This window comes from Gelidimonas denitrificans (assembly GCF_055694065.1).
This window is the reverse complement of record NZ_CM146350.1, coordinates 1,947,475-1,966,200: the sequence shown is the minus strand read 5'-3', so window position 1 is coordinate 1,966,200 and position 18,726 is coordinate 1,947,475. Positions and strand designations below refer to the sequence as shown.

Below are 18,726 nucleotides of genomic sequence, written 5' to 3'. Positions count from 1 at the left end.
TGTGAATATCTTTCTATATTTTCTGGTGGTGGTGGTCTGGGGCACTACCTGGATCGCCATCAAAATGCAGCTTGGCAGCGTCGCCATCCCGCTGTCGATTGCCTACCGTTTCGGGCTGGCGGCGCTGGTGCTGTTCTGCATTCTGGCTTTTACCGGGCGCTTGAAGCGTCCTCCGGCCGGTGCCGGCAAGTTGTTGCTGGCGCAGGGCGTGACTTTGTTTTGCGTGAATTTTCTGTGCTTTTATTACGCCAGCCAATGGATTGCGAGCGGGCTGGTGGCGGTGGTATTTTCAAGCGCGCCGTTATGGAATGCGCTCAACGGCCGTCTGTTTTTAAAACGGAAAATCACCCCGCAAGTCATGGGCGGCGCGTTGCTGGGCATGAGCGGCATCCTGGCATTGTTCTGGCCCGAGATGCGCCACCATGCGGCCAGTCCACATACCTGGCTGGGGCTGGGTTTGGCACTGCTCGGCACCCTGAGCTTTTCCGCCGGCAACTTGTTGTCGAGCGCGCTGCAGTCGCGCGGCTTGACGCCGCTTGGCACCAATGCCTGGGCCATGCTGGTGGGCACCATGATTCTGCTGGCAGGCGTCGCGGTGAGCGGCACGCCGCTGACGATGGATTGGAGTCCGAAGTATCTGGGCGCGTTGCTGTACCTGGCGATCCCGGGTTCGGTGGTGGGCTTTACCGCATACTTGATGCTGGTTGGGCGCATCGGCCCTGACCGCGCCGCGTACTCGACGGTTTTGTTTCCGGTGGTGTCGCTGAATATTTCGGCCTGGCTGGAAGGTTATCAGTGGACTGCGGTCGGACTGGGCGGCTTGCTGCTGGTGATTGCGGGAAATGTGCTGGCGTTTCGCAAGCCGGGCCGGGCACCGGCATTGCCGGCGCAACCTCGCACACAGGGCTGCAGTAGCTAGCGGCCTGATGAAACGGCGGCAAAGCCGTCATTGTTCTAATCGTGTTTGCCAATGCATAACGCTGGCTATAATTGCAGCATGCAGCGACTTCAAGCTTTCAAACCTTCAAATACGAATTGATGCCAGATGGCGAGCGGCAGCGCAAACGGCAGCCGCTAGGCTGAGGGAGGGGAGGATGTCAAAATTGGCATAAATGAAAACCCGGTGCACAATGGCCTGCCGCGCAATATAAATCGCGGCATCAAACACCAAACATCAAGCATAAAGGATTCTGAAATGACACAGACACTGTTATCCGGCATAACCCGATTGACTGCGGCGGCGTTGCTGGTTGCTGTCACCATGGGCGCTTCGGCGGCTGATCTGCTGGACACCGTCAAGGCGCGCGGCACGCTAAAAATCGCGCTGGAAGGCACTTTCCCGCCGTTCAATTTCAAGGACAAGAAAACCAACGAACTGACCGGCTTTGATGTCGATGTGGCAAAACTGGTGGCGGCCAAACTGGGCGTCAAGCCGGAATTCACCACCACCGAGTGGAGCGGCATTCTGGCAGGGCTGGCGAATGGCAAATACGATGTGATCGTCAATCAGGTCGGCGTGACCGCGCAGCGGCAGGAAACTTTCGATTTTTCCGATCCGTACACGCTGTCCAGCGGACAATTGATCGTGCAGAAAAGCGAGAAGCGGGCATTCAAGGATTTTGATGACCTCAAAGGCAAAAAACTGGGCGTAGGACAGGGCACCAATCACGAGCAGAAAGCCAAGAGCGTTGCCGGCATCGAAGTCAAAAGCTATCCCGGTGCGCCGGAGTATCTGCAGGATCTGGCCAGCGGCCGAATCGATGCGGCGCTCAACGATAGCCTGATGGTGTCGTACCTGTTGAAGACCTCGAATCTGCCGCTGAAAGCGGGCGCGCCGCTGGGCGATATCGATAAAATGGCGATCCCGTTCAAGAAAAACAATCCGAAGTTCAAGGCCGCGATCAACAAGGCGATTGCCGATATCATCAAGGATGGCAGCTTCAGCCGGGTATCGAACAAATGGTTTGGCCGCGATGTGAGCAAGGCTCCGGTAGCGCAATAAATAACCACCAGGCTGACATCAAACTATCCCCGCACGCGCTGCGGGGATAGTTTTTTGGTGCTGCATAAAAGGATTAAGGATCAACATGGAGGAACTTTTGGAGCTGCTAGGGCACGCTGCGCCGGTCTTGTTCAAGGGCGCTGGCTACACGCTGCTGTTTGCGCTGGCCTCAATGGGCGGCGGGCTGGCGCTCGGTTTCCTGCTGGCAGTGGCGCGCATCGTGCCGTGGAAAACGGTGCGAGCGCCAGCCGCGTTGTACGTCAGTCTGATGCGCGGCACCCCGCTGCTGGTGCAGGTGTTCGTAATTTATTACGGGTTGCCCAGTATCGGCATCGACTTTTCGCCGGCAGTGGCCGGGGTGCTGGCGTTGAGCCTGAATGCCAGTGCGTATCTGTCGGAAAGCATCCGCGGTGCGATTCTCGGCGTGGGCAAAGGCCAGTGGGCCGCCGGCTACAGCCTCGGGCTCGGTTATCTGCAAACCCTGCGCCATATCGTCATGCCGCAAGCCCTGCGCATCGCGGTGCCATCGATGAGCAACACCCTGATCAGCCTGATCAAGGATACTTCGCTGGTGTCCGTCATCACCGTCACCGAACTGATGCTGGCGACCAAAGAAGTGATCGCCACCACTTTTCGTCCATTGCCTTTGTATCTGGCGGCTGCGGCAATTTACTGGTGCCTGTGCCTGTGCTTTGAAACCCTGCAACGCCGTTTGGAGCGCCGGCTGGAGGAGGCCCACCGGCAGGATTAGCCAGCGGCTGGTTGCTTTGAATGGAGATTTAAGCTGACGCAATAATAATTGAAAAAGCGGGAGTATATGCATAAAGCATATAACTCCCGCTTTATTTTAATCATAATTAAAAAATACCTGGCTGCGTATATGTTCTGCAGGAAGATCGGGGGCGCACGCGGTAGCCTGAATTGCGATCAAAAAATCTTAACGCGCCTGATGATGGTCAATCCACTCTTCAAATGCCTGCAGGAATTTCTGCATGAAGCCGCGCGTGTCGTCGCTGGCAATCGCCCCCTTATCGTCGAACAGTTTGCTGGCGTTGCTGATATAAGCCTCGGGTTGCGCCATCGCCGGCACATTCAGGAACACCAGCGATTGGCGCAGATGATGATTGGCGCCGAAGCCGCCGATTGCCCCCGGCGAGACGCTGATGATCGCGCCCGGTTTGCCATCCCACGCGCTATTGCCGTATGGGCGCGAGCCGACATCAATCGCGTTCTTCAGCACGCCCGGCACCGAGCGGTTGTATTCGGGCGTGACAAACAATACCGCATCGGCCGCCTGTATCCGCTGCTTGAATGCGCTCACTGCCGGTGTCGGCTGCGCCTCGGAATCCTGGTTGAACAACGGCAGATCGCCAATCTCGACGATTTCCAGCTTGAGCGAAGGTGGGGCCAGCGCAATCAATGCGTTCGCCATTTTTCGATTGAATGAATCCTTGCGCAAGCTGCCGACAAAGATCGCAACATTTTTGGTCGTATTCATCATGATTCCTTTGGTTAAGAGGCAAAACGATAACTCGGTGTGAAACACAAAAAGTCGACCATTTCTCGGGGAAAGATGAGAAATGCACCCGAAGGACTAAAACGTCACTCCGGTCGAGTTAATAATATGGCACAAAATGCATGCGGTGAATACCGCATCGGGACCTGCAGCCGGCACGGCCGCATTGCCGGATTGCGCCAAGTTAAAGGTTGGCTACTTACTGCAGCAATCCTGCGTCGCACATCCTACAATTCCGATTACCGCCGCCCTCAATGGCGATTTTGCTTAATCCACTGCTTGGCCGTCCTTGTGCGGCGGCGGTTGGGTTACTGGGTTATTGACTGGCGGCGAACGAACGCTGTTTCGTTAGCGTTGCTTGCACTTGGTTCATTCAAAGGAGACGGCATCATGGCAAATCCATTCGTGCATATTGAATTGCACACCGGCGATCTCGCCAAAGCAAAGGCGTTTTATACTCAGTTGTTCGACTGGGAGTTGGAAGATCTCGCGAACCCCGATGGCGGCGTGCCCTACACCATGATCAAGGTGGGCGAGGGTACCGGCGGGGGCATGATGACGAATCCGGCGCCGCACGAGGCGCCACACTGGCAGGCTTATGTCGGGGTTGACGACATCAAGGCCAGCACCGAAAAAGCGAAGTCGCTGGGCGCAAAAATATGTCAGGACGTGATGGAAATTGGCGAACATGGCTGGATCAGTGTGATTACTGACCCAACCGGAGCCACTTTCGCGTTGTGGCAAGCGAAGGCTGGCTCCTGAGTTGCTGCTTCTGAAGTTACAGTTTTTCCAATTCTTCTTGCTGCTCCAGCCATTCCCCTTCCAGTTGCGCCAGGTCTTTGGCGTAGAAAGTCTGGTCGGTCAGCAGGGTTTTCAGCTTGGCTTTGTTAACGGCGTCGTAGATGCTTGATCCGGCCAGTTCGGCGTCGATTTGGGTTTTTTGCTCGTTGCGCTTGGCGATTTGCTCTTCCAGGCGCTTGATCTTGTTTTCGATCGGCTTTCTTGTCGTGGCGTTTTTCTGCCGTTGTTCGGCGTCCAGCCGTTTCTGGTCGCGCTTGTCGACGGCAGGCGCGGCGGCGACCGGGGTGGCTTTCGGCAAGTCGTCGGATGTGTCCCGGTGGACCGGCAATACATCGGTGCCTTTGCCGAGCTTGGTCTGAAACAGCCAATCCTTGTAATCATCCAGATCGCCGTCGAATGGTTGCAGCCTGCCGTTGGCGACGATGATGAATTGGTCGGTGGTGGCGCGCAGCAGATGGCGATCATGCGAAACCACCACGAGCGTGCCTTCGAACTGGGCCAGCGCTTCGGTCAGCGCTTCGCGGGTTTCCAAATCCAGATGGTTGGTTGGCTCATCCAGCAGCAACAGGTTAGGGCGCTGCCAGACAATCAATGCTAAGGCCAGGCGCGCCTTTTCGCCACCGGAAAACGGCGCGATCGAGGCGGTGACCATCTGGCCGGGGAAGTTGAAGCTGCCGAGGAAGTTGCGCAATTCCTGCTCGCGCACGTTGGGCGCGATCTTGGCCAGATGCCATAGCGGCGATTCGTCGTGGCGCAGCATTTCGACCTGGTGCTGGGCGAAATAGCCGATGGTCAAGCCTTTGCCGGTGGTAAAGGTGCCGGTGACCGGATTGATGTCGCCGGCAATGGTCTTGATCAGCGTCGATTTGCCGGCGCCATTCACGCCCAAGAGGCCGATGCGCTGGCCGATCTGGAGCGAGAAATTGATGTTGTTGACGATAATTTTTTCGCCGGTCTGGTGGCCGCTCTCGTCCGTGAGCTGGTAACCGGCATTCACGTCTTCCATCACCAAGAGTGGGTTCGGCGCATTCAAAGGCTCGCGGAATTCGAAAGAGAATTCGGCGGCGGCGCGCAATGGCGCCAGTTCCGCCATCTTTTCCAGTGCTTTCATGCGGCTCTGGGCTTGGCGCGCTTTGCTGGCCTGCGCCTTGAAGCGGTTGACGAAGGATTCCAGATGGGCGCGCTGGCGGTTCTGCTTTTCCATCACGCCTTGCGCCAGGATCATTTGGGCTGCGCGCTGGCGCTCGAAGCTGGAGTAGTTGCCGGAATAGCGCTTCAATTTACGTTCGTCGATGTGGACGATCACGTTGACCACTTCATCCAGGAAATCGCGATCATGCGAGATGATCAACAGCGTGCCGGCGTAGCGTTTGAGCCAGTCTTCCAGCCAGATGATGGCGTCCAGATCCAGATGGTTGGTAGGTTCATCCAGCAGCAGCAGGTCGGACGGGCACATCAGCGCTTGCGCCAGATTGAGCCGCATGCGCCAGCCGCCGGAGAAGCTGGCAATCGGTTGCTGCATCTGTTCCAGCGTGAAGCCCAGACCGAGCAGCAATTGTTCGCCGCGCGAGTTGACGGTGTAGGCGTCGGCGTCGGCCAGCGCGCCGTACATGTTGCCGATGGCGATACCGTTGTCGTGGCTTTCCGGTTGCGCTTCCAGCACGGCCAATTCTGCTTCGAGCTTACGCAGCGTAAGGTCGCCGTCGATCGCGTAATCCAGCGCGGCGCGCTCCAGCGCCGGGGTTTCCTGCGCGACGTAGGCGACGCGCCACTTGGCCGGGAAGTCGATTTCGCCCTGATCGGCGTGCAGTTCGCCGCGCAACAGGCCGAACAGGCTGGATTTGCCTGCGCCGTTGGCGCCGATCAGGCCGATTTTGTCGCCGGGGTTGAGTGTGACGTCGACGTTGTCGAGGAGAGGCTTGATGCCGCGCATCAGGCTGACTTGCTGGAACCGAATCATAATTAATTTCTAGGGAGTATGCTGTAAAACCATGCTATTACCGCATGTATTCATTGCGCGTTTAAAAATACAAATGGGAGTACGGTTAATTTGACCAGACTCCCGTATTGCCTGTGCTGCAGTTTGAAGCTTATTGTCTTAGTTGCTACTTCAGTTGCTGCTTCAATTGTTCTGCTGTGATCAAAAATACCATATTGTCGCCGGCACTAGTGGTGACCCAGGTTAATTCCAAATCCGGGAAGGCAGCTTCGGCGAACGCATATTCATTGCCGATTTCGACGATTAGTATGCCATTGTCGGTCAGACGCTGCACCGCCCCAGCCACAATCTTGCGCACCAGATCCATGCCATCGTCACCGCCAGCCAACGCAATCTGCGGTTCATGCAGGTATTCCTGCGGCAATTGTCCCATCGAACCACTGTTCACATAGGGTGGGTTGGCGACGATCACGTCGTATTTCTTGTCGGGGACATTAGTATACAGGTCGGACTCGATCAGCGTAATCCGATCTTCGAGGCCGTAATCAGCGACATTGCGAAACGCCACATCCAGCGCATCCTTCGAGATGTCGGCGGTATCGACATGGGCATTCGGAAACGCATCGGCCAACATGATCGGCAGGCAACCGGAGCCGGTGCACAGTTCGAGGATGTCGGTCACGCTTTCCGGGTCTGTGACCCAAGGTGAGAAAAATTCAGGAATCAGCTCGGCGATGAAGGAGCGCGGCACGATTACCCGCTCGTCAACGTAAAAACGGTAGCTGCCGAGCCACGCTTCATGGGTGATGTAAGCGGCCGGCACTCGATCGGTGGCGCGGCGCTCGATGACCTCCAGGATGGCGGCAACTTCTTCCGGCAGCAGGCGCGCATCCAGAAAAGGATCGAGTGTTTCCAGCGGCAGTTTGAGCGTATGCAGGATCAGGTAGGCGGCTTCGTCCAGCGCATTGCTGCTGCCGTGGCCGAAAAACAGCTGTTCGGTATTGAAGCGCGTGATCGCATAGCGAAACAAGTCGCGCGGGGTGGAGAACGGGTGGGCTAGTATTTGGTGGGTCATGGGTATCGGTATGTCGGTATTAAAGGTTCGTCAGGCCAGCAGGTTTTCCAGCGTGCGGCGATAGATGTTTTTCAGCGGGTTGATGAAGCGTAGTTCGATATGTTCGTCGATCTTGTGGATGCTGCCGTTGGGCGGGCCGAATTCGATTACTTGCGGGCAAATTTGCGCAATGAAGCGGCCATCCGAGGTGCCGCCGGTGGTCGACAGGTCGGCGTCGATTCCGGTTTCCACCTTGATCGCAGCGCACAGAGCGTCGCTCAGAATGCCGCGCGGCGTCAGGAACGGCTGGCCGTTGATGGTCCAGCGCAGGTCGTATTCCAGTTCGTGCCGATTCAGGATCGCATGCACGCGTTGCTGCAGCCCGTCTGCGGTGCTGGCGGTGGAGAAACGGAAGTTGAAATCGATCACGATGTCGCCCGGAATCACGTTATTGGCGCCGGTGCCGCTGTTGACATTGGAAATCTGGAATGAAGTCGGCAAATAATAGGCATTGCCTTGGTCCCAATGCTCGGCCACCAGTTCAGTTATTGCCGGTGCGGCCAGGTGGATCGGATTTTTTGCCAATTGCGGATAGGCGATGTGACCCTGGATGCCTTTGATGGTCAGCTTGCCGGACATCGAGCCGCGGCGGCCATTCTTGATGGTGTCGCCCAACTCACCGGAAGAAGTCGGTTCGCCCACGATGCAGTAGTCGATCTGTTCGCCGCGTGCCTTGAGCAGATTGCAGACGATGATCGTGCCATCGGTGGACGGACCTTCTTCGTCGCTGGTGATCAGGAAGCCGATCGAGCCTTTATGGTCCGGATGGGCGGCGACGAATTCTTCGGTGGCGACTACGAAAGCGGCAATCGACGTCTTCATGTCGGCTGCGCCGCGGCCATACAGCTTACCGTCGCGCTGCGTCGGCACGAACGGATGCGATTGCCATTGTTCGATCGGGCCGGTCGGCACCACGTCGGTATGGCCGGCGAAAACTACCAGCGGTTGCGTCGTGCCTTTGCGTGCCCACAGGTTGGTGACCTCGCCGGATTGAATGGTTTCGCACGCAAAGCCGAGCGGAGACAATAGCGCGATCAAGCGCTGCTGGCAGCCTTTGTCTTGCGGGGTGACGGAACTTAGCGCGATCAACTCTTCGGCTAGTGCGAGGGTTTTGTTCATGGGCTATATCTTAAAAATCTGTTGGTAGAGTGCGTCGGTGAACCCGATATGGGATTGTTCTTCACCGGCAATGTTCATCGTCAATACCGGCCGCTTGATGACGGACGGCGATTCGCACATCAGCGCGATTGCGCTGGGCGCGTCAATGATAGCCGCTTTGCGTTCGTCGGATAGCGCGCGCCAGGTCGTGCCTTTGCGGTTGACTAATATTTCCCAATCGTTATTTTCCAGCCACGATTGAATCAGGGACGGCGTCACGCCATCCTTTTTGAAGTTGTGAAAGGTGTGGGCAAACGCGCGGGCATCGAGCCAGGCGCGGGCTTTTTTGACGGTATCGCAGTTGGGGATGCCGTGCAGGGTGATTTTTTCGAACTGGCCGTGGTCGCTCATGCGTTGAGGGTGAATTCGGTGAAGGTTGGTTCGTTGGGCTTGCTGGCTGCCGGCTCCTGCGGCGCAAGTTTGCTCGATTGCTCGTTATTGTTGAGTTGCCATAGCAGGTTGCTGGGCGAATCCGCATTGGCCAAGCCTTCTTCCTGCGATATTTTGCCGCTCTTGATCATGTGCAGCAGGGTTTGCTCGAAAGTCTGCGAACCTGACGACAGGCTTTTTTCAATTGCTTCCTTGATCTGCGTGATTTCCCCTTTTTCGATCAGTTCCGCCACATAGCGCGTATTGAGCATGACTTCGGTTGCGGCCAGACGCTGCCCCGTCGGCGAGCGCACCAGTCGTTGCGAGATGATGGCGCGCAGCGTCGATGCAATATCCAGCAACAGCGCAGAGCGATTTTCGAGCGGGTAAAAACTGATGATGCGGTTCAATGCGTTGTAACTGTTGTTCGCATGCAAGGTAGCCAATACCAGATGCCCGGATTGCGCGTAGGCAAGGGCGGCCGACATGGTTTCCTTGTCGCGGATTTCGCCGATCAGGATGCAATCGGGCGCTTGCCGCAGCGAGTTCTTCAGCGCGATTTCCAGGCTGGCGGAATCGGTGCCGATTTCCCTCTGGTTGACAATCGATCGCTTGTTGGTAAACAGAAACTCAATCGGATCTTCCAGCGTCAGGATATGTCCGCTGCGCATCTCGTTGCGGTAATCCAGCATCGAGGCAATCGTAGTCGATTTGCCGGAACCAGTGGCGCCGACCACCAGGATCAGCCCACGCTTGTCCATGATCAGTTCGGACAGAATGCTCGGCAGGCCAAGCGTGCCGAGCGCCGGAATGTCATAAGGGATGAACCGCAACACCGCCGAAAAGCTGCCGCGCTGGCGGAATGCAGACAAGCGGAAGCGGCCAATGTCTCGTGCCGGCATGCCGATATTGAGCTCGTTTTCCCGTTCAAGTTTGGCCATGTCGGCCGCAGACAAGACTTCGCCCAGCAGCGCCATGATGTGCTGCATGTCCATTTTTTGCTGATTGATCGGTACCAGATTGCCCTGAATCTTCAGGTGGATCGGCGAATCGATGGCCAGAAACATGTCTGACGCACCTTTCTCTTTCATCAGAGAAAATAAACGATCCATGCTCATCATGTGCTCTCGATTTATTTGTTATGTGAATAATTGATGTTATGCGCGTTCATCATGGAGAAAAACACAATCCACGAAAAACACGAAAGGCACGAAAAAATAAGGGCGGGTGCAACCCGCGCGCAATCTCAGGCGCGGGTTGCACCCGCCCTTTGCTTTAGCCACCGATATAAGACATCTCGACTTTTCTGGTCGTCGGCGGTAAATCGGATGTGTTGGCGCTGCGCAGTTCCGAATAGCGGTCGTCGCGGATACGCCAAATTTGCGCCACGGCGGTGGAGATTTCACTGTCGCTGTTATTGCCACGTAGCAGCGCACGAAAGTCGTGCCCCGCGCCGGCGAACAGACAGGTGTAGAGCTTGCCTTCGGTCGACAGTCTGGCGCGGTTGCAGTCGCGGCAAAACGCTTGCGTGACGCTGGAAATTACGCCGATTTCGCCGCCGCCATCCTGATAGCGCCAGCGCCCGGCGGTCTCGCCCGGATAATTGGGTGCAACTTGCTGCAACGGCAGTTCGGCATGAATGCGGCGCACCACTTCGGCCGACGGGATGACTTCGTCCATCTTCCAGCCGTTGGATGCGCCGACATCCATGTACTCGATCAAGCGCAGGATGTAAGGCGAGCCTTTGAAGTGGCGCGCCATCGGCAGGATTTCCTGCTCGTTCATGCCACGCTTGACCACCATATTGATCTTGATCGGGCCGAGACCGGCCTGGTGCGCGGCGTCAATGCCTGCCAGCACATCCGTCACCGGAAAATCGACATCGTTCATGCGCTTGAATACCGCGTCGTCGAGTGCATCGAGCGACACCGTGACGCGCTTCAAGCCGGCATCCTTCAACAGCTGGGCTTTTTTCGCCAGCAGTGAGCCGTTGGTGGTCAGGGTCAGATCCAACTCGCGGCCATCAGGAGTGCGCAGGCTACTGAGCATGCCGATTAAGCGCTCGATATTTTTGCGCAGCAGCGGCTCGCCTCCGGTCAACCGGATTTTTTCGACGCCATGATCGATGAATATTTTGGCGAGACGGGTGATTTCTTCAAAGCTCAACAATGCGCTGTGCGGCAGGAAGGCGTAATCCTTGTCGAACATTTCTTTCGGCATGCAATAGACGCAGCGGAAGTTGCAGTGATCAGTCACAGAAATGCGCAGGTCACGCAAGGGACGCTGCAATGTGTCGCTTAACAGACCGCTCGGTGTTTCAAGCAACGACGGTATTTTGGGTACGTTATTGAGGTTGCGGTAATCCGTTAGCGGGATAAATTTTTCAGTCATGGCATCTGGTTTGAGTTGGCACTTGCAGCCCCGTTATCGTTGCTGTCTTGCAGCCAACGGGGTTTTTGGAAATAAGATACCACGAGGGCGGCCAGCTCACAGGCGAAAGGCGGCGAAAATCGGACTGACCGGTGCCGCGCCAGCCCGATCCGATGCGTAAATGCCGTCACTCGGGTTGGAGATAAAGGTTTTTCCTTGCATAGTGGCGCGTTTCTTGGCAATGTGCGTTCACATGACACTGCGCAAACGATTCATGCCAAAAATCCTCAAATTCACCCGCTTTTCCCTGAGTGATTTGTTGATAACGGCTGGCCCCACCATTCTGATTATTGCACTGATTTGTGGCCTCGCTTACTGGCTGGTGGACCCATCCCCGCCATCCCAAATTACACTTTCCACCGGCCAGGAAAATAGCGCGTACCAGGCATTTGCCGGCAAGTACGCAAAAGCGCTGGCAAAGCAGGGCATCAGCATCAAGTTCAAAGCGTCGCTGGGCTCGGAAGAAAACCTGCGACGGCTTGAAGACCCGGATTCCGGAGTGGATATCGCGTTTGTCCAGAGCGGCTCGATCAAGCTGGAGCAGGCGCAGCAACACGGCATGTTGTCGCTCGGGAGTTTATTCACCGAGCCGGTCTGGCTGTTTTACCGTGAATCCAAAAATATTACACAATTGACCCAGCTGAAGGGCATGTCGATCAATGTCGGGCCCGAAGGCACCGGCGTGCCGCGCCTGGTCAGGCAACTGCTGGACGTCAATGGCATCGAGGCCAGTGATTTGACGCTCGGCAGCCTGGAAAACACGCCCGCGACAATGGCTCTGCTGGCAGGGCAAATCGATGGCTTGGTATTCAGTTCGGCACCGGATGCACCCTTGATCCAGATGTTGCTGCAAACGCCAGGGATTAAATTGTTTAATTTTACCCAGGCCGAGGCTTACTCCCGACGCTTTCCTTATTTGACGCATGTTGTCTTGCCGCGTGGCATTGTTGATCTGGGACGGGATTTGCCAGCCGAGGATTATCATTTGATCGCGCCGACGGCTACCTTGGTGGCGCGCGCCGGTTTGCATCCGTCCCTGATTGATCTGCTGGTACAGGCGGCGGCTGAGATCCATGGCGGCGCCGGCTGGTTCAGTAAAAGAGGTGATTTTCCGACTGCCAGTTATACCGAAATCCCGGTGGCCCCGGAAGCCGAGAAATTCTACAAAAGCGGGCCGCCGCTAATGCAACGATACCTGCCGTTCTGGCTGGCGAATTTTTCCGAGCGCATGTGGGTCGTGGTGGTGGCGCTGGGAGCACTGATTCTGCCGCTGTCGCGCATCGTGCCGCCGCTCTATGTATGGCGCATTCGTTCGCGCATCTATCGCTGGTACGGCCAGCTGCGCATCGTCGAACAGACGATAGAGGACGTGCCACCGGAAAAGCGGGCCGAAGTGTATGCGACGCAATTGAAACGGCTGGGCGAGATCGAGGCGAGCGTAAACCGGATTTCGATTCCGTTATCTTTCGCCCAAGGTGTGTATGACTTGCGCAGTCATATCGATTTTGTGCGCAAGCGGGTACTGTTGTTGATGCGCGGTAGCGACGGAGCCTGATTTCTCTTTTACATCAAATCAGGCACCGGTCCAGGGCAGTTCGGCATGACACCAGCCGCCTACGGTCTTGCGATGGCCATCGGCGTTTTTGTTGCCTTCGAAGCCCTCGAGAATATCGAAGCAGTGCAGGTAATCATTTTCTGTGGCTAGCTTGGCCGCATGGCGCGAGCGCACGCCAGAGCGGCACAGGAACAGCAGAATATTATCCTTACTTGCCACCTGCTTCAACTGGGCCAGAAAATCCGGATTCGGGATGCTGCCCGGATAGATGTTCCACTGCACCGCTGCCAGCTGGATATCATTAATGTCTACTTTTCCAACCCAGTCGCGTTCGGCATTGGTACGCACATCGATAAGTTTGACCTTGATGTTTGCCTGCAATAAAGTGAACGCTTCCTGAGGTGTGACGGCACCGGCATAGGGAAGAGATTGCTCTGCGCCGCGCTGTCTCGCGATGGCAAGAATGTCACGAGGATTCATATTCAGCCTTGCATAGTAGGATCGGTAAAATAATTATAATGCGTGAAACGACATTGCATGCAGATCATTGATGGCAATTGTTTTGGAATGGCGCGCACTGTTTTGATGCAAAACAAGATATTTTTATATTGGCGCACTAAATTAGCGCTTAATATTTTATTTGCACCGATATGGTGAGTCGTGCTGGATTGCAATGCATAAATTGATTGTTATGCGGCTGAAATACCTTATAAAACTGGCTTGGCTAATGTCTTGTGAAGTGGAAGTTCATGGCATGGAATCTGCTATGATCTTTCGCTGAAGTCTGATCGCACTGGGGATGTGGGTTGGCTTAATGGTTTGTTAAATACATAATTCGAATTATTTTTATCTTTATTGAGGAGTTTCGCATGGCAATGACAGCCGCAGAAGTCTTGAAGATGGCCAAAGACAACGAAGTCAAATTCGTTGATTTTCGCTTTGCAGATACAAGGGGCAAAGAACAGCACGTGACTGTTCCGGTATCTCATTTTGATATGGACAAATTCGAGTCCGGCCATGCATTCGATGGCTCTTCGGTCGCTGGCTGGAAAGGTATTGAAGCGTCCGACATGTTGCTGATGCCAGATCCGTCAACTGCCAATATCGATCCGTTCATGGAAGAAACCACATTGTTCATGCAGTGTGACGTGATCGAACCATCCGATGGCAAAGGCTATGACCGCGACCCACGCTCGATTGCCAAACGCGCCGAAGCCTACCTGAAATCGTCTGGCCTGGGCGACACCGCCTACTTTGGTCCGGAACCTGAATTCTTTATTTTTGATAGCGTGCGCTGGAATGTCGATATGTCCGGCTGCTTCGTCAAGATCGATTCTGATGAAGCATCCTGGTCGACCGGCGCCAAGCTTGAAGGCGGCAACAGCGGCCATCGTCCTGCTGTCAAGGGCGGTTATTTCCCAGTGCCACCAGTCGACAGTTTCCAGGACATGCGTTCTGAAATGTGCCTGATTCTGGAGGGCCTCGGGATTCCGGTTGAAGTGCATCACCACGAAGTCGGCGGTGCCGGCCAGAATGAAATCGGTACCAGATTCTCGACGCTGGTTGAGCGTGCGGACTGGACCCAGAATATGAAATATGTGGTCTGGAACGTCGCCCACACCTATGGTAAAACAGCAACTTTCATGCCGAAGCCGCTGGTTGGCGACAATGGTTCCGGCATGCATGTGCATCAATCGGTCTGGAAAGACGGCAAAAACCTGTTTGCAGGCGACGGCTATGCCGGTTTGTCGGACTTCGCGCTGTACTACATCGGCGGCATCATCAAGCATGCGCGTGCTTTGAACGCGATCACCAACCCTGGCACCAACTCCTACAAGCGTCTGGTTCCAGGCTATGAAGCACCGGTCAAGCTGGCATATTCGGCCCGCAATCGCTCCGCTTCGATCCGCATTCCGCACGTGGCAAATCCGAAAGGACGCCGGGTTGAAGCGCGTTTCCCGGATCCTCTGGCTAACCCGTACCTGTGCTTCGCTGCTCTGTTGATGGCTGGCCTGGACGGCGTGCAAAACAAGATTCATCCGGGCGAAGCAGCGACCAAAGATCTATACCATTTGCCGCCTGAAGAAGAAGCACTGATCCCGACAGTATGTTCTTCGCTTGAGCAAGCTCTGGAAGCGCTGGACCAGGATCGCGAATTCCTGACCCGCGGCGGTGTTTTCAGCGACAGCATGATTGATGCATATTTGGAACTGAAAATGACTGAAGTGCAGCGTATTCGTATGACGACGCATCCAGTTGAATTCGACATGTATTACTCGTCATAAGCTACTCGTCGTAAGTTACACGCATAATATTTGGCATGGCGGTAGTCAAAAGATCGACTCCAGTGTCAAACAAGAAACAGGCGGGCAGTGCTTCGGCGCTGCCCGCCTGTTTTTTTGAGGGCTTGTTGTTGCAATGGCGCAAATTGGGCGATTGTCGTTGGTGTTGCATTGTGACTTGCCATAAACTAACAAGCGTCTTGAATTGCTTCAGAAAAAGGGTTTATGAAACAACAACTTGCCGCACTTAAGCTCGCATCGATGCTCGCACTTATACTGTCTACTGCGGCAGCCGGGCATGCATATGCGCAGTCTGGGGTGTATCTGTGCATCGATCAAAATGGCAAAAAAGAATATAAAAACACCGGTGAAACCAAGGGCTGCAAAAAAATTGATCTGCCCGACATCACCACTTTTGCTGCGCCGCCGCCAAAAGCGCCAGTAGCCGGTCCGAGCAGGAAATCGACCGCTACACCCTCCGATTTTCCGAAGGTGGATGGCAATGTGCAAAAAGAGCGCGACAACGATCGCAAACAGATTTTGCAAAATGAGTTGAAGACCGAACAGCAGAAACTGGAAAATTTGGAAAAAGAATATAACAATGGCCAACCGGACCGCCTGGGTAGCGAGCGCAACTATGCCAAGTACCAGGAGCGGGTCAAGGGTATGGAGGAAGCGATTCACCGTTCGCAGCGCAATCTGGAAGCGCTGAAGCGTGAAATCGGCAACATGAAATAATTGTGCCTGCCTGTTGCGCGGGCATGCAGTCCAGGGTCGCTATATAGTGTATAGCGGCCTTTATTTTTTTGGGGGAGGCACGTGAAAACATCATTAATTTCATTGGCAGGTCTGGATCTGCTGTCGTCGGCCGTGATCGTGCTCGACGCACAAGGTTGCATCACTTATGTCAATCCGGCGGCCGAGATTTTGCTGGAAAGCGCATCCCGCACTCTGATGGGGCAGGCTTTGACGGCCCTGTTCGTTAATGGTGCGGAGCTGGAGACGGTGTTCCAACAGGCCTGCGCACACCAGTTTTCCGACAAGCGCCAGGACTTGACGCTGCAGCGCACCGGGCGCGAGCCCTTGTGCGTGGACAGCATCATTACCGCGCTCGATAGCGCCGAGATGCCGGTATTGATCGAGTTGCGCGAAAACGTGCAGCAGCTCAAGTTGGACCGGGAAGAGCGCATTATCGATCAGAGCCAGGCCAACAAGGAGCTGATTCGCAATCTGGCGCATGAGATCAAGAACCCGCTGGGCGGCATTCGCGGCGCGGCGCAACTGCTGGAGCTGGAACTGCCGGAGCGGCAGCTGAAGGAATTGCGCGAGTACACGCAAGTCATCATCAAGGAGGCCGACCGCCTGCAAGTCCTGGTGGACCGCTTGCTGGCGCCGCAACGGCATGCGCATATCGTCGGCGACGTCAATATCCATGAAGTGTGCGAACGGGTGCGCAGCCTGATCGTGGCTGAATTCCCGCTCGGCTTGCACATCAAGCGCGATTACGACCTCTCGATTCCGGAATTCCGGGGCGACAAGGAGCAACTGATCCAAGCGGTGCTGAATATTGCGCACAACGCCGCGCAAGCGCTGTCGCAGCGGATTCTGGCCGGCGACGCCGAGTTGATCATCAAGACCCGCATCCTGCGTCAGGTCACGCTGGCCAAGGTGCGTTACAGGCTGGCATTAGACTTGCATATCACCGATAACGGACCGGGCATCCCGCCAGAAATCCAGGACCACATTTTCTTCCCGCTGGTGTCGGGGCGGGATGGCGGTAGCGGATTGGGGCTGACGCTGGCGCAAACATTCGTGCAGCAGCATCTGGGCGTGATCGAATGCGAAAGCCGGCCGGGATATACCGATTTCAGGATGCTGCTGCCGCTGCCATGATGGTGTGGCGATGGCGGTCGCCACACAACGAGTGCGATGCATAACGCAGGAGATACAAGAAATATGAAGCCAATCTGGATTGTTGACGACGACGAATCGATACGCTGGGTGCTGGAAAAGGCGCTGGCGCGTGAAAACCTGATCACCCGCAGTTTCACCAATGCGCGCGATGCGATTGCCGCGCTGGCGGTCGAGACGCCGCAGGTGCTGGTGTCCGATATCCGCATGCCGGGTGCATCCGGCCTGGAATTGCTGCAGACCGTGAAGACCCAATATCCGGGTTTGCCGGTGATCATCATGACGGCGTTCTCGGACCTGGATTCTGCGGTAGCGGCTTTTCAGGGCGGCGCTTTCGAATATCTGGCCAAGCCGTTCGATCTGGAGAAGGCGGTCGAACTGATCCGGCGCGCTCTGGAAGAAAGCCTGCGCGAGGCCAGCGCGCCGCAAATCATTAGCGAGACTCCGGAAATTCTGGGCCAGGCGCCGGCCATGCAGGATGTGTTTCGCGCCATCGGCCGGCTCGCGCAATCGAATGTGACGGTGCTGATTACCGGTGAATCCGGTTCCGGCAAGGAGTTGGTGGCGTGTGCGTTGCACAAGCACAGCCCGCGTGCGGCGCAGCCTTTCATTGCCTTGAATACGGCAGCGATACCGAAGGATTTGCTCGAATCCGAACTGTTCGGCCATGAGCGCGGCGCGTTTACCGGTGCCCAGACTTCGCGCCGCGGCCGCTTTGAACAAGCCGAAGGCGGCACCCTGTTTCTGGACGAGATCGGCGACATGCCGTTCGATCTGCAAACACGTTTGTTGCGGGTGCTGTCGGACGGTCATTTCTACCGGGTCGGCGGCCATCAGCCGCAGAAAGCCAATGTGCGCGTGATTGCGGCCACCCATCAGAACCTGGAGCAGCGCGTCAAAGATGGGCTGTTTCGCGAGGATTTGTACCATCGCCTCAACGTGATCCGGCTGCGCCTGCCCAGTTTGCGGGAGCGGCGCGAAGACATTCCGCTGCTGACGCGCTACTTTTTGGTGCAAAGCGCCACACAGTTGGGCGTGGAAGCCAAGCGCATGTCGGAACCGGCGATGCAGTTCCTGTGTGGATTGGATTTGCCCGGCAACGTGCGCCAGTTGGAAAACCTGTGCAACTGGATCACCGTGATGGCGCCGGGGCAAACCGTCGAGGTCAAGGATTTGCCGCCAGACTTGGTGAGCACCCCGCTGGATGTGGCCGCTCCGGTTTCCAGTTTCGCTCCCAGTTCAGCTTCCAGTTTCATTCCCGGTCTTCCGGCCGTCGGCGCACCTCAGGTGTCGGCTTACCCTGCCGCTTATTCCAGTCAGGCAGCGGCAGATGCTGCTGCCGGCTGGCAAATTTTGCTGGAGTCGGAAGCGGCCAGCTTGCTGGCGGGCGGACAACCAGACGTAATGGAAGTGCTGGGCCGCCAGTTTGAATCGGTACTGATTAGGGCCGCGCTCAAGCATACGCATGGACGCAAAAACGATGCGGCGGTGCGGCTCGGGATTGGCCGCAACACCATCACCCGCAAGATTCAGGAACTCGGCATAGACGGCGCCGGCGACGATTAGACTTTTTAATGTATTTTAGATATACGGGAGTATATGTATTTTTTCAACAATTACCGCATATGTAATATGCGGTAATTAAAAAT

17 protein-coding genes are annotated in these 18,726 nt (G+C 55.9%); 9 read left to right on the top strand and 8 right to left on the bottom strand.

Annotated features, from left to right (window positions below):
• The first annotated feature begins 1 nt into the window (after position 1).
• The 3 genes from FKCLFG_RS09170 to FKCLFG_RS09160 all read left to right on the top strand — a co-directional run bounded on the left by FKCLFG_RS09170 (position 2) and on the right by FKCLFG_RS09160 (position 2,753).
• Positions 2-919 carry a DMT family transporter gene (locus tag FKCLFG_RS09170; protein ID WP_472612790.1) on the top strand — a complete coding sequence of 306 codons (918 nt, stop codon included), beginning with the start codon at positions 2-4 and terminating at the stop codon, positions 917-919.
• Between the two features lie 276 nt (positions 920-1,195).
• Complete coding sequence (locus tag FKCLFG_RS09165; RefSeq protein ID WP_472612789.1) at positions 1,196-2,002, top strand: transporter substrate-binding domain-containing protein; 807 nt, start codon at positions 1,196-1,198, stop codon at positions 2,000-2,002.
• 85 nt (positions 2,003-2,087) lie between these two features.
• Entirely contained in the window at positions 2,088-2,753 is a 666-nt protein-coding gene (locus FKCLFG_RS09160) for an amino acid ABC transporter permease (RefSeq protein ID WP_472612788.1), read from the top strand.
• Positions 2,754-2,939: 186 nt separating this feature from the next.
• On the opposite strand, the gene FKCLFG_RS09155 is transcribed toward FKCLFG_RS09160, so the two are convergent.
• A complete protein-coding gene (locus FKCLFG_RS09155; RefSeq protein ID WP_472612787.1) occupies positions 2,940-3,500 on the bottom strand; it encodes an NADPH-dependent FMN reductase in 561 nt (186 codons plus the stop codon).
• A gap of 408 nt (positions 3,501-3,908) precedes the next feature.
• On the opposite strand from FKCLFG_RS09155, the gene FKCLFG_RS09150 reads away from it, so the two are divergent.
• The gene (locus FKCLFG_RS09150; RefSeq protein ID WP_472612786.1) at positions 3,909-4,280 is read left to right on the top strand and encodes a VOC family protein; all 372 of its coding nucleotides are present in this window, start codon (positions 3,909-3,911) and stop codon (positions 4,278-4,280) included.
• A gap of 16 nt (positions 4,281-4,296) precedes the next feature.
• Here FKCLFG_RS09150 and FKCLFG_RS09145 read toward each other — a convergent pair whose 3' ends face one another.
• From FKCLFG_RS09145 to moaA, 6 genes are all read right to left on the bottom strand, one after another.
• Positions 4,297-6,279, bottom strand: coding sequence for an ATP-binding cassette domain-containing protein (locus FKCLFG_RS09145; RefSeq protein ID WP_472612785.1), 1,983 nt, complete (start codon positions 6,277-6,279; stop codon positions 4,297-4,299).
• Positions 6,280-6,424: 145 nt separating this feature from the next.
• A complete protein-coding gene (gene prmB, locus FKCLFG_RS09140) occupies positions 6,425-7,333 on the bottom strand; it encodes a 50S ribosomal protein L3 N(5)-glutamine methyltransferase (protein ID WP_472612784.1) in 909 nt (302 codons plus the stop codon).
• Positions 7,334-7,363: 30 nt separating this feature from the next.
• Entirely contained in the window at positions 7,364-8,491 is a 1,128-nt protein-coding gene (gene dapE, locus FKCLFG_RS09135) for a succinyl-diaminopimelate desuccinylase (protein WP_472612783.1), read from the bottom strand.
• Between the two features lie 3 nt (positions 8,492-8,494).
• Positions 8,495-8,881 carry an ArsC family reductase gene (locus FKCLFG_RS09130; protein ID WP_472612782.1) on the bottom strand — a complete coding sequence of 129 codons (387 nt, stop codon included), beginning with the start codon at positions 8,879-8,881 and terminating at the stop codon, positions 8,495-8,497.
• Entirely contained in the window at positions 8,878-10,017 is a 1,140-nt protein-coding gene (locus FKCLFG_RS09125) for a PilT/PilU family type 4a pilus ATPase (protein WP_472612781.1), read from the bottom strand. The genes FKCLFG_RS09130 and FKCLFG_RS09125 overlap by 4 nt, the downstream gene beginning before the upstream one ends.
• A 157-nt stretch (positions 10,018-10,174) precedes the next feature.
• The gene (gene moaA, locus FKCLFG_RS09120; protein WP_472612779.1) at positions 10,175-11,290 is read right to left on the bottom strand and encodes a GTP 3',8-cyclase MoaA; all 1,116 of its coding nucleotides are present in this window, start codon (positions 11,288-11,290) and stop codon (positions 10,175-10,177) included.
• A gap of 253 nt (positions 11,291-11,543) precedes the next feature.
• Here moaA and FKCLFG_RS09115 point away from each other — a divergent pair, with 253 nt between their 5' ends.
• The gene (locus FKCLFG_RS09115) at positions 11,544-12,884 is read left to right on the top strand and encodes a TAXI family TRAP transporter solute-binding subunit (protein ID WP_472612778.1); all 1,341 of its coding nucleotides are present in this window, start codon (positions 11,544-11,546) and stop codon (positions 12,882-12,884) included.
• Positions 12,885-12,902: 18 nt separating this feature from the next.
• On the opposite strand, the gene FKCLFG_RS09110 is transcribed toward FKCLFG_RS09115, so the two are convergent.
• Positions 12,903-13,364: a rhodanese-like domain-containing protein gene (locus FKCLFG_RS09110; protein WP_472612777.1), complete on the bottom strand. Its 462-nt coding sequence runs from the start codon at positions 13,362-13,364 to the stop codon at positions 12,903-12,905.
• A 389-nt stretch (positions 13,365-13,753) separates the two neighbouring features.
• Here FKCLFG_RS09110 and glnA point away from each other — a divergent pair, with 389 nt between their 5' ends.
• The 4 genes from glnA (at position 13,754) to ntrC (ending at position 18,643) form a co-directional block, all read left to right on the top strand.
• Positions 13,754-15,169 (top strand): type I glutamate--ammonia ligase, encoded by a 1,416-nt coding sequence (glnA, locus tag FKCLFG_RS09105; protein WP_472612776.1) that lies wholly within the window; start codon positions 13,754-13,756, stop codon positions 15,167-15,169.
• Positions 15,170-15,391: 222 nt separating this feature from the next.
• Entirely contained in the window at positions 15,392-15,904 is a 513-nt protein-coding gene (locus FKCLFG_RS09100; protein WP_472612775.1) for a DUF4124 domain-containing protein, read from the top strand.
• Positions 15,905-15,985: 81 nt separating this feature from the next.
• A complete protein-coding gene (gene glnL, locus FKCLFG_RS09095) occupies positions 15,986-17,059 on the top strand; it encodes a nitrogen regulation protein NR(II) (RefSeq protein ID WP_472612774.1) in 1,074 nt (357 codons plus the stop codon).
• A 63-nt stretch (positions 17,060-17,122) separates the two neighbouring features.
• A complete protein-coding gene (gene ntrC, locus FKCLFG_RS09090; RefSeq protein WP_472612773.1) occupies positions 17,123-18,643 on the top strand; it encodes a nitrogen regulation protein NR(I) in 1,521 nt (506 codons plus the stop codon).
• Positions 18,644-18,726 lie beyond the last annotated feature (83 nt).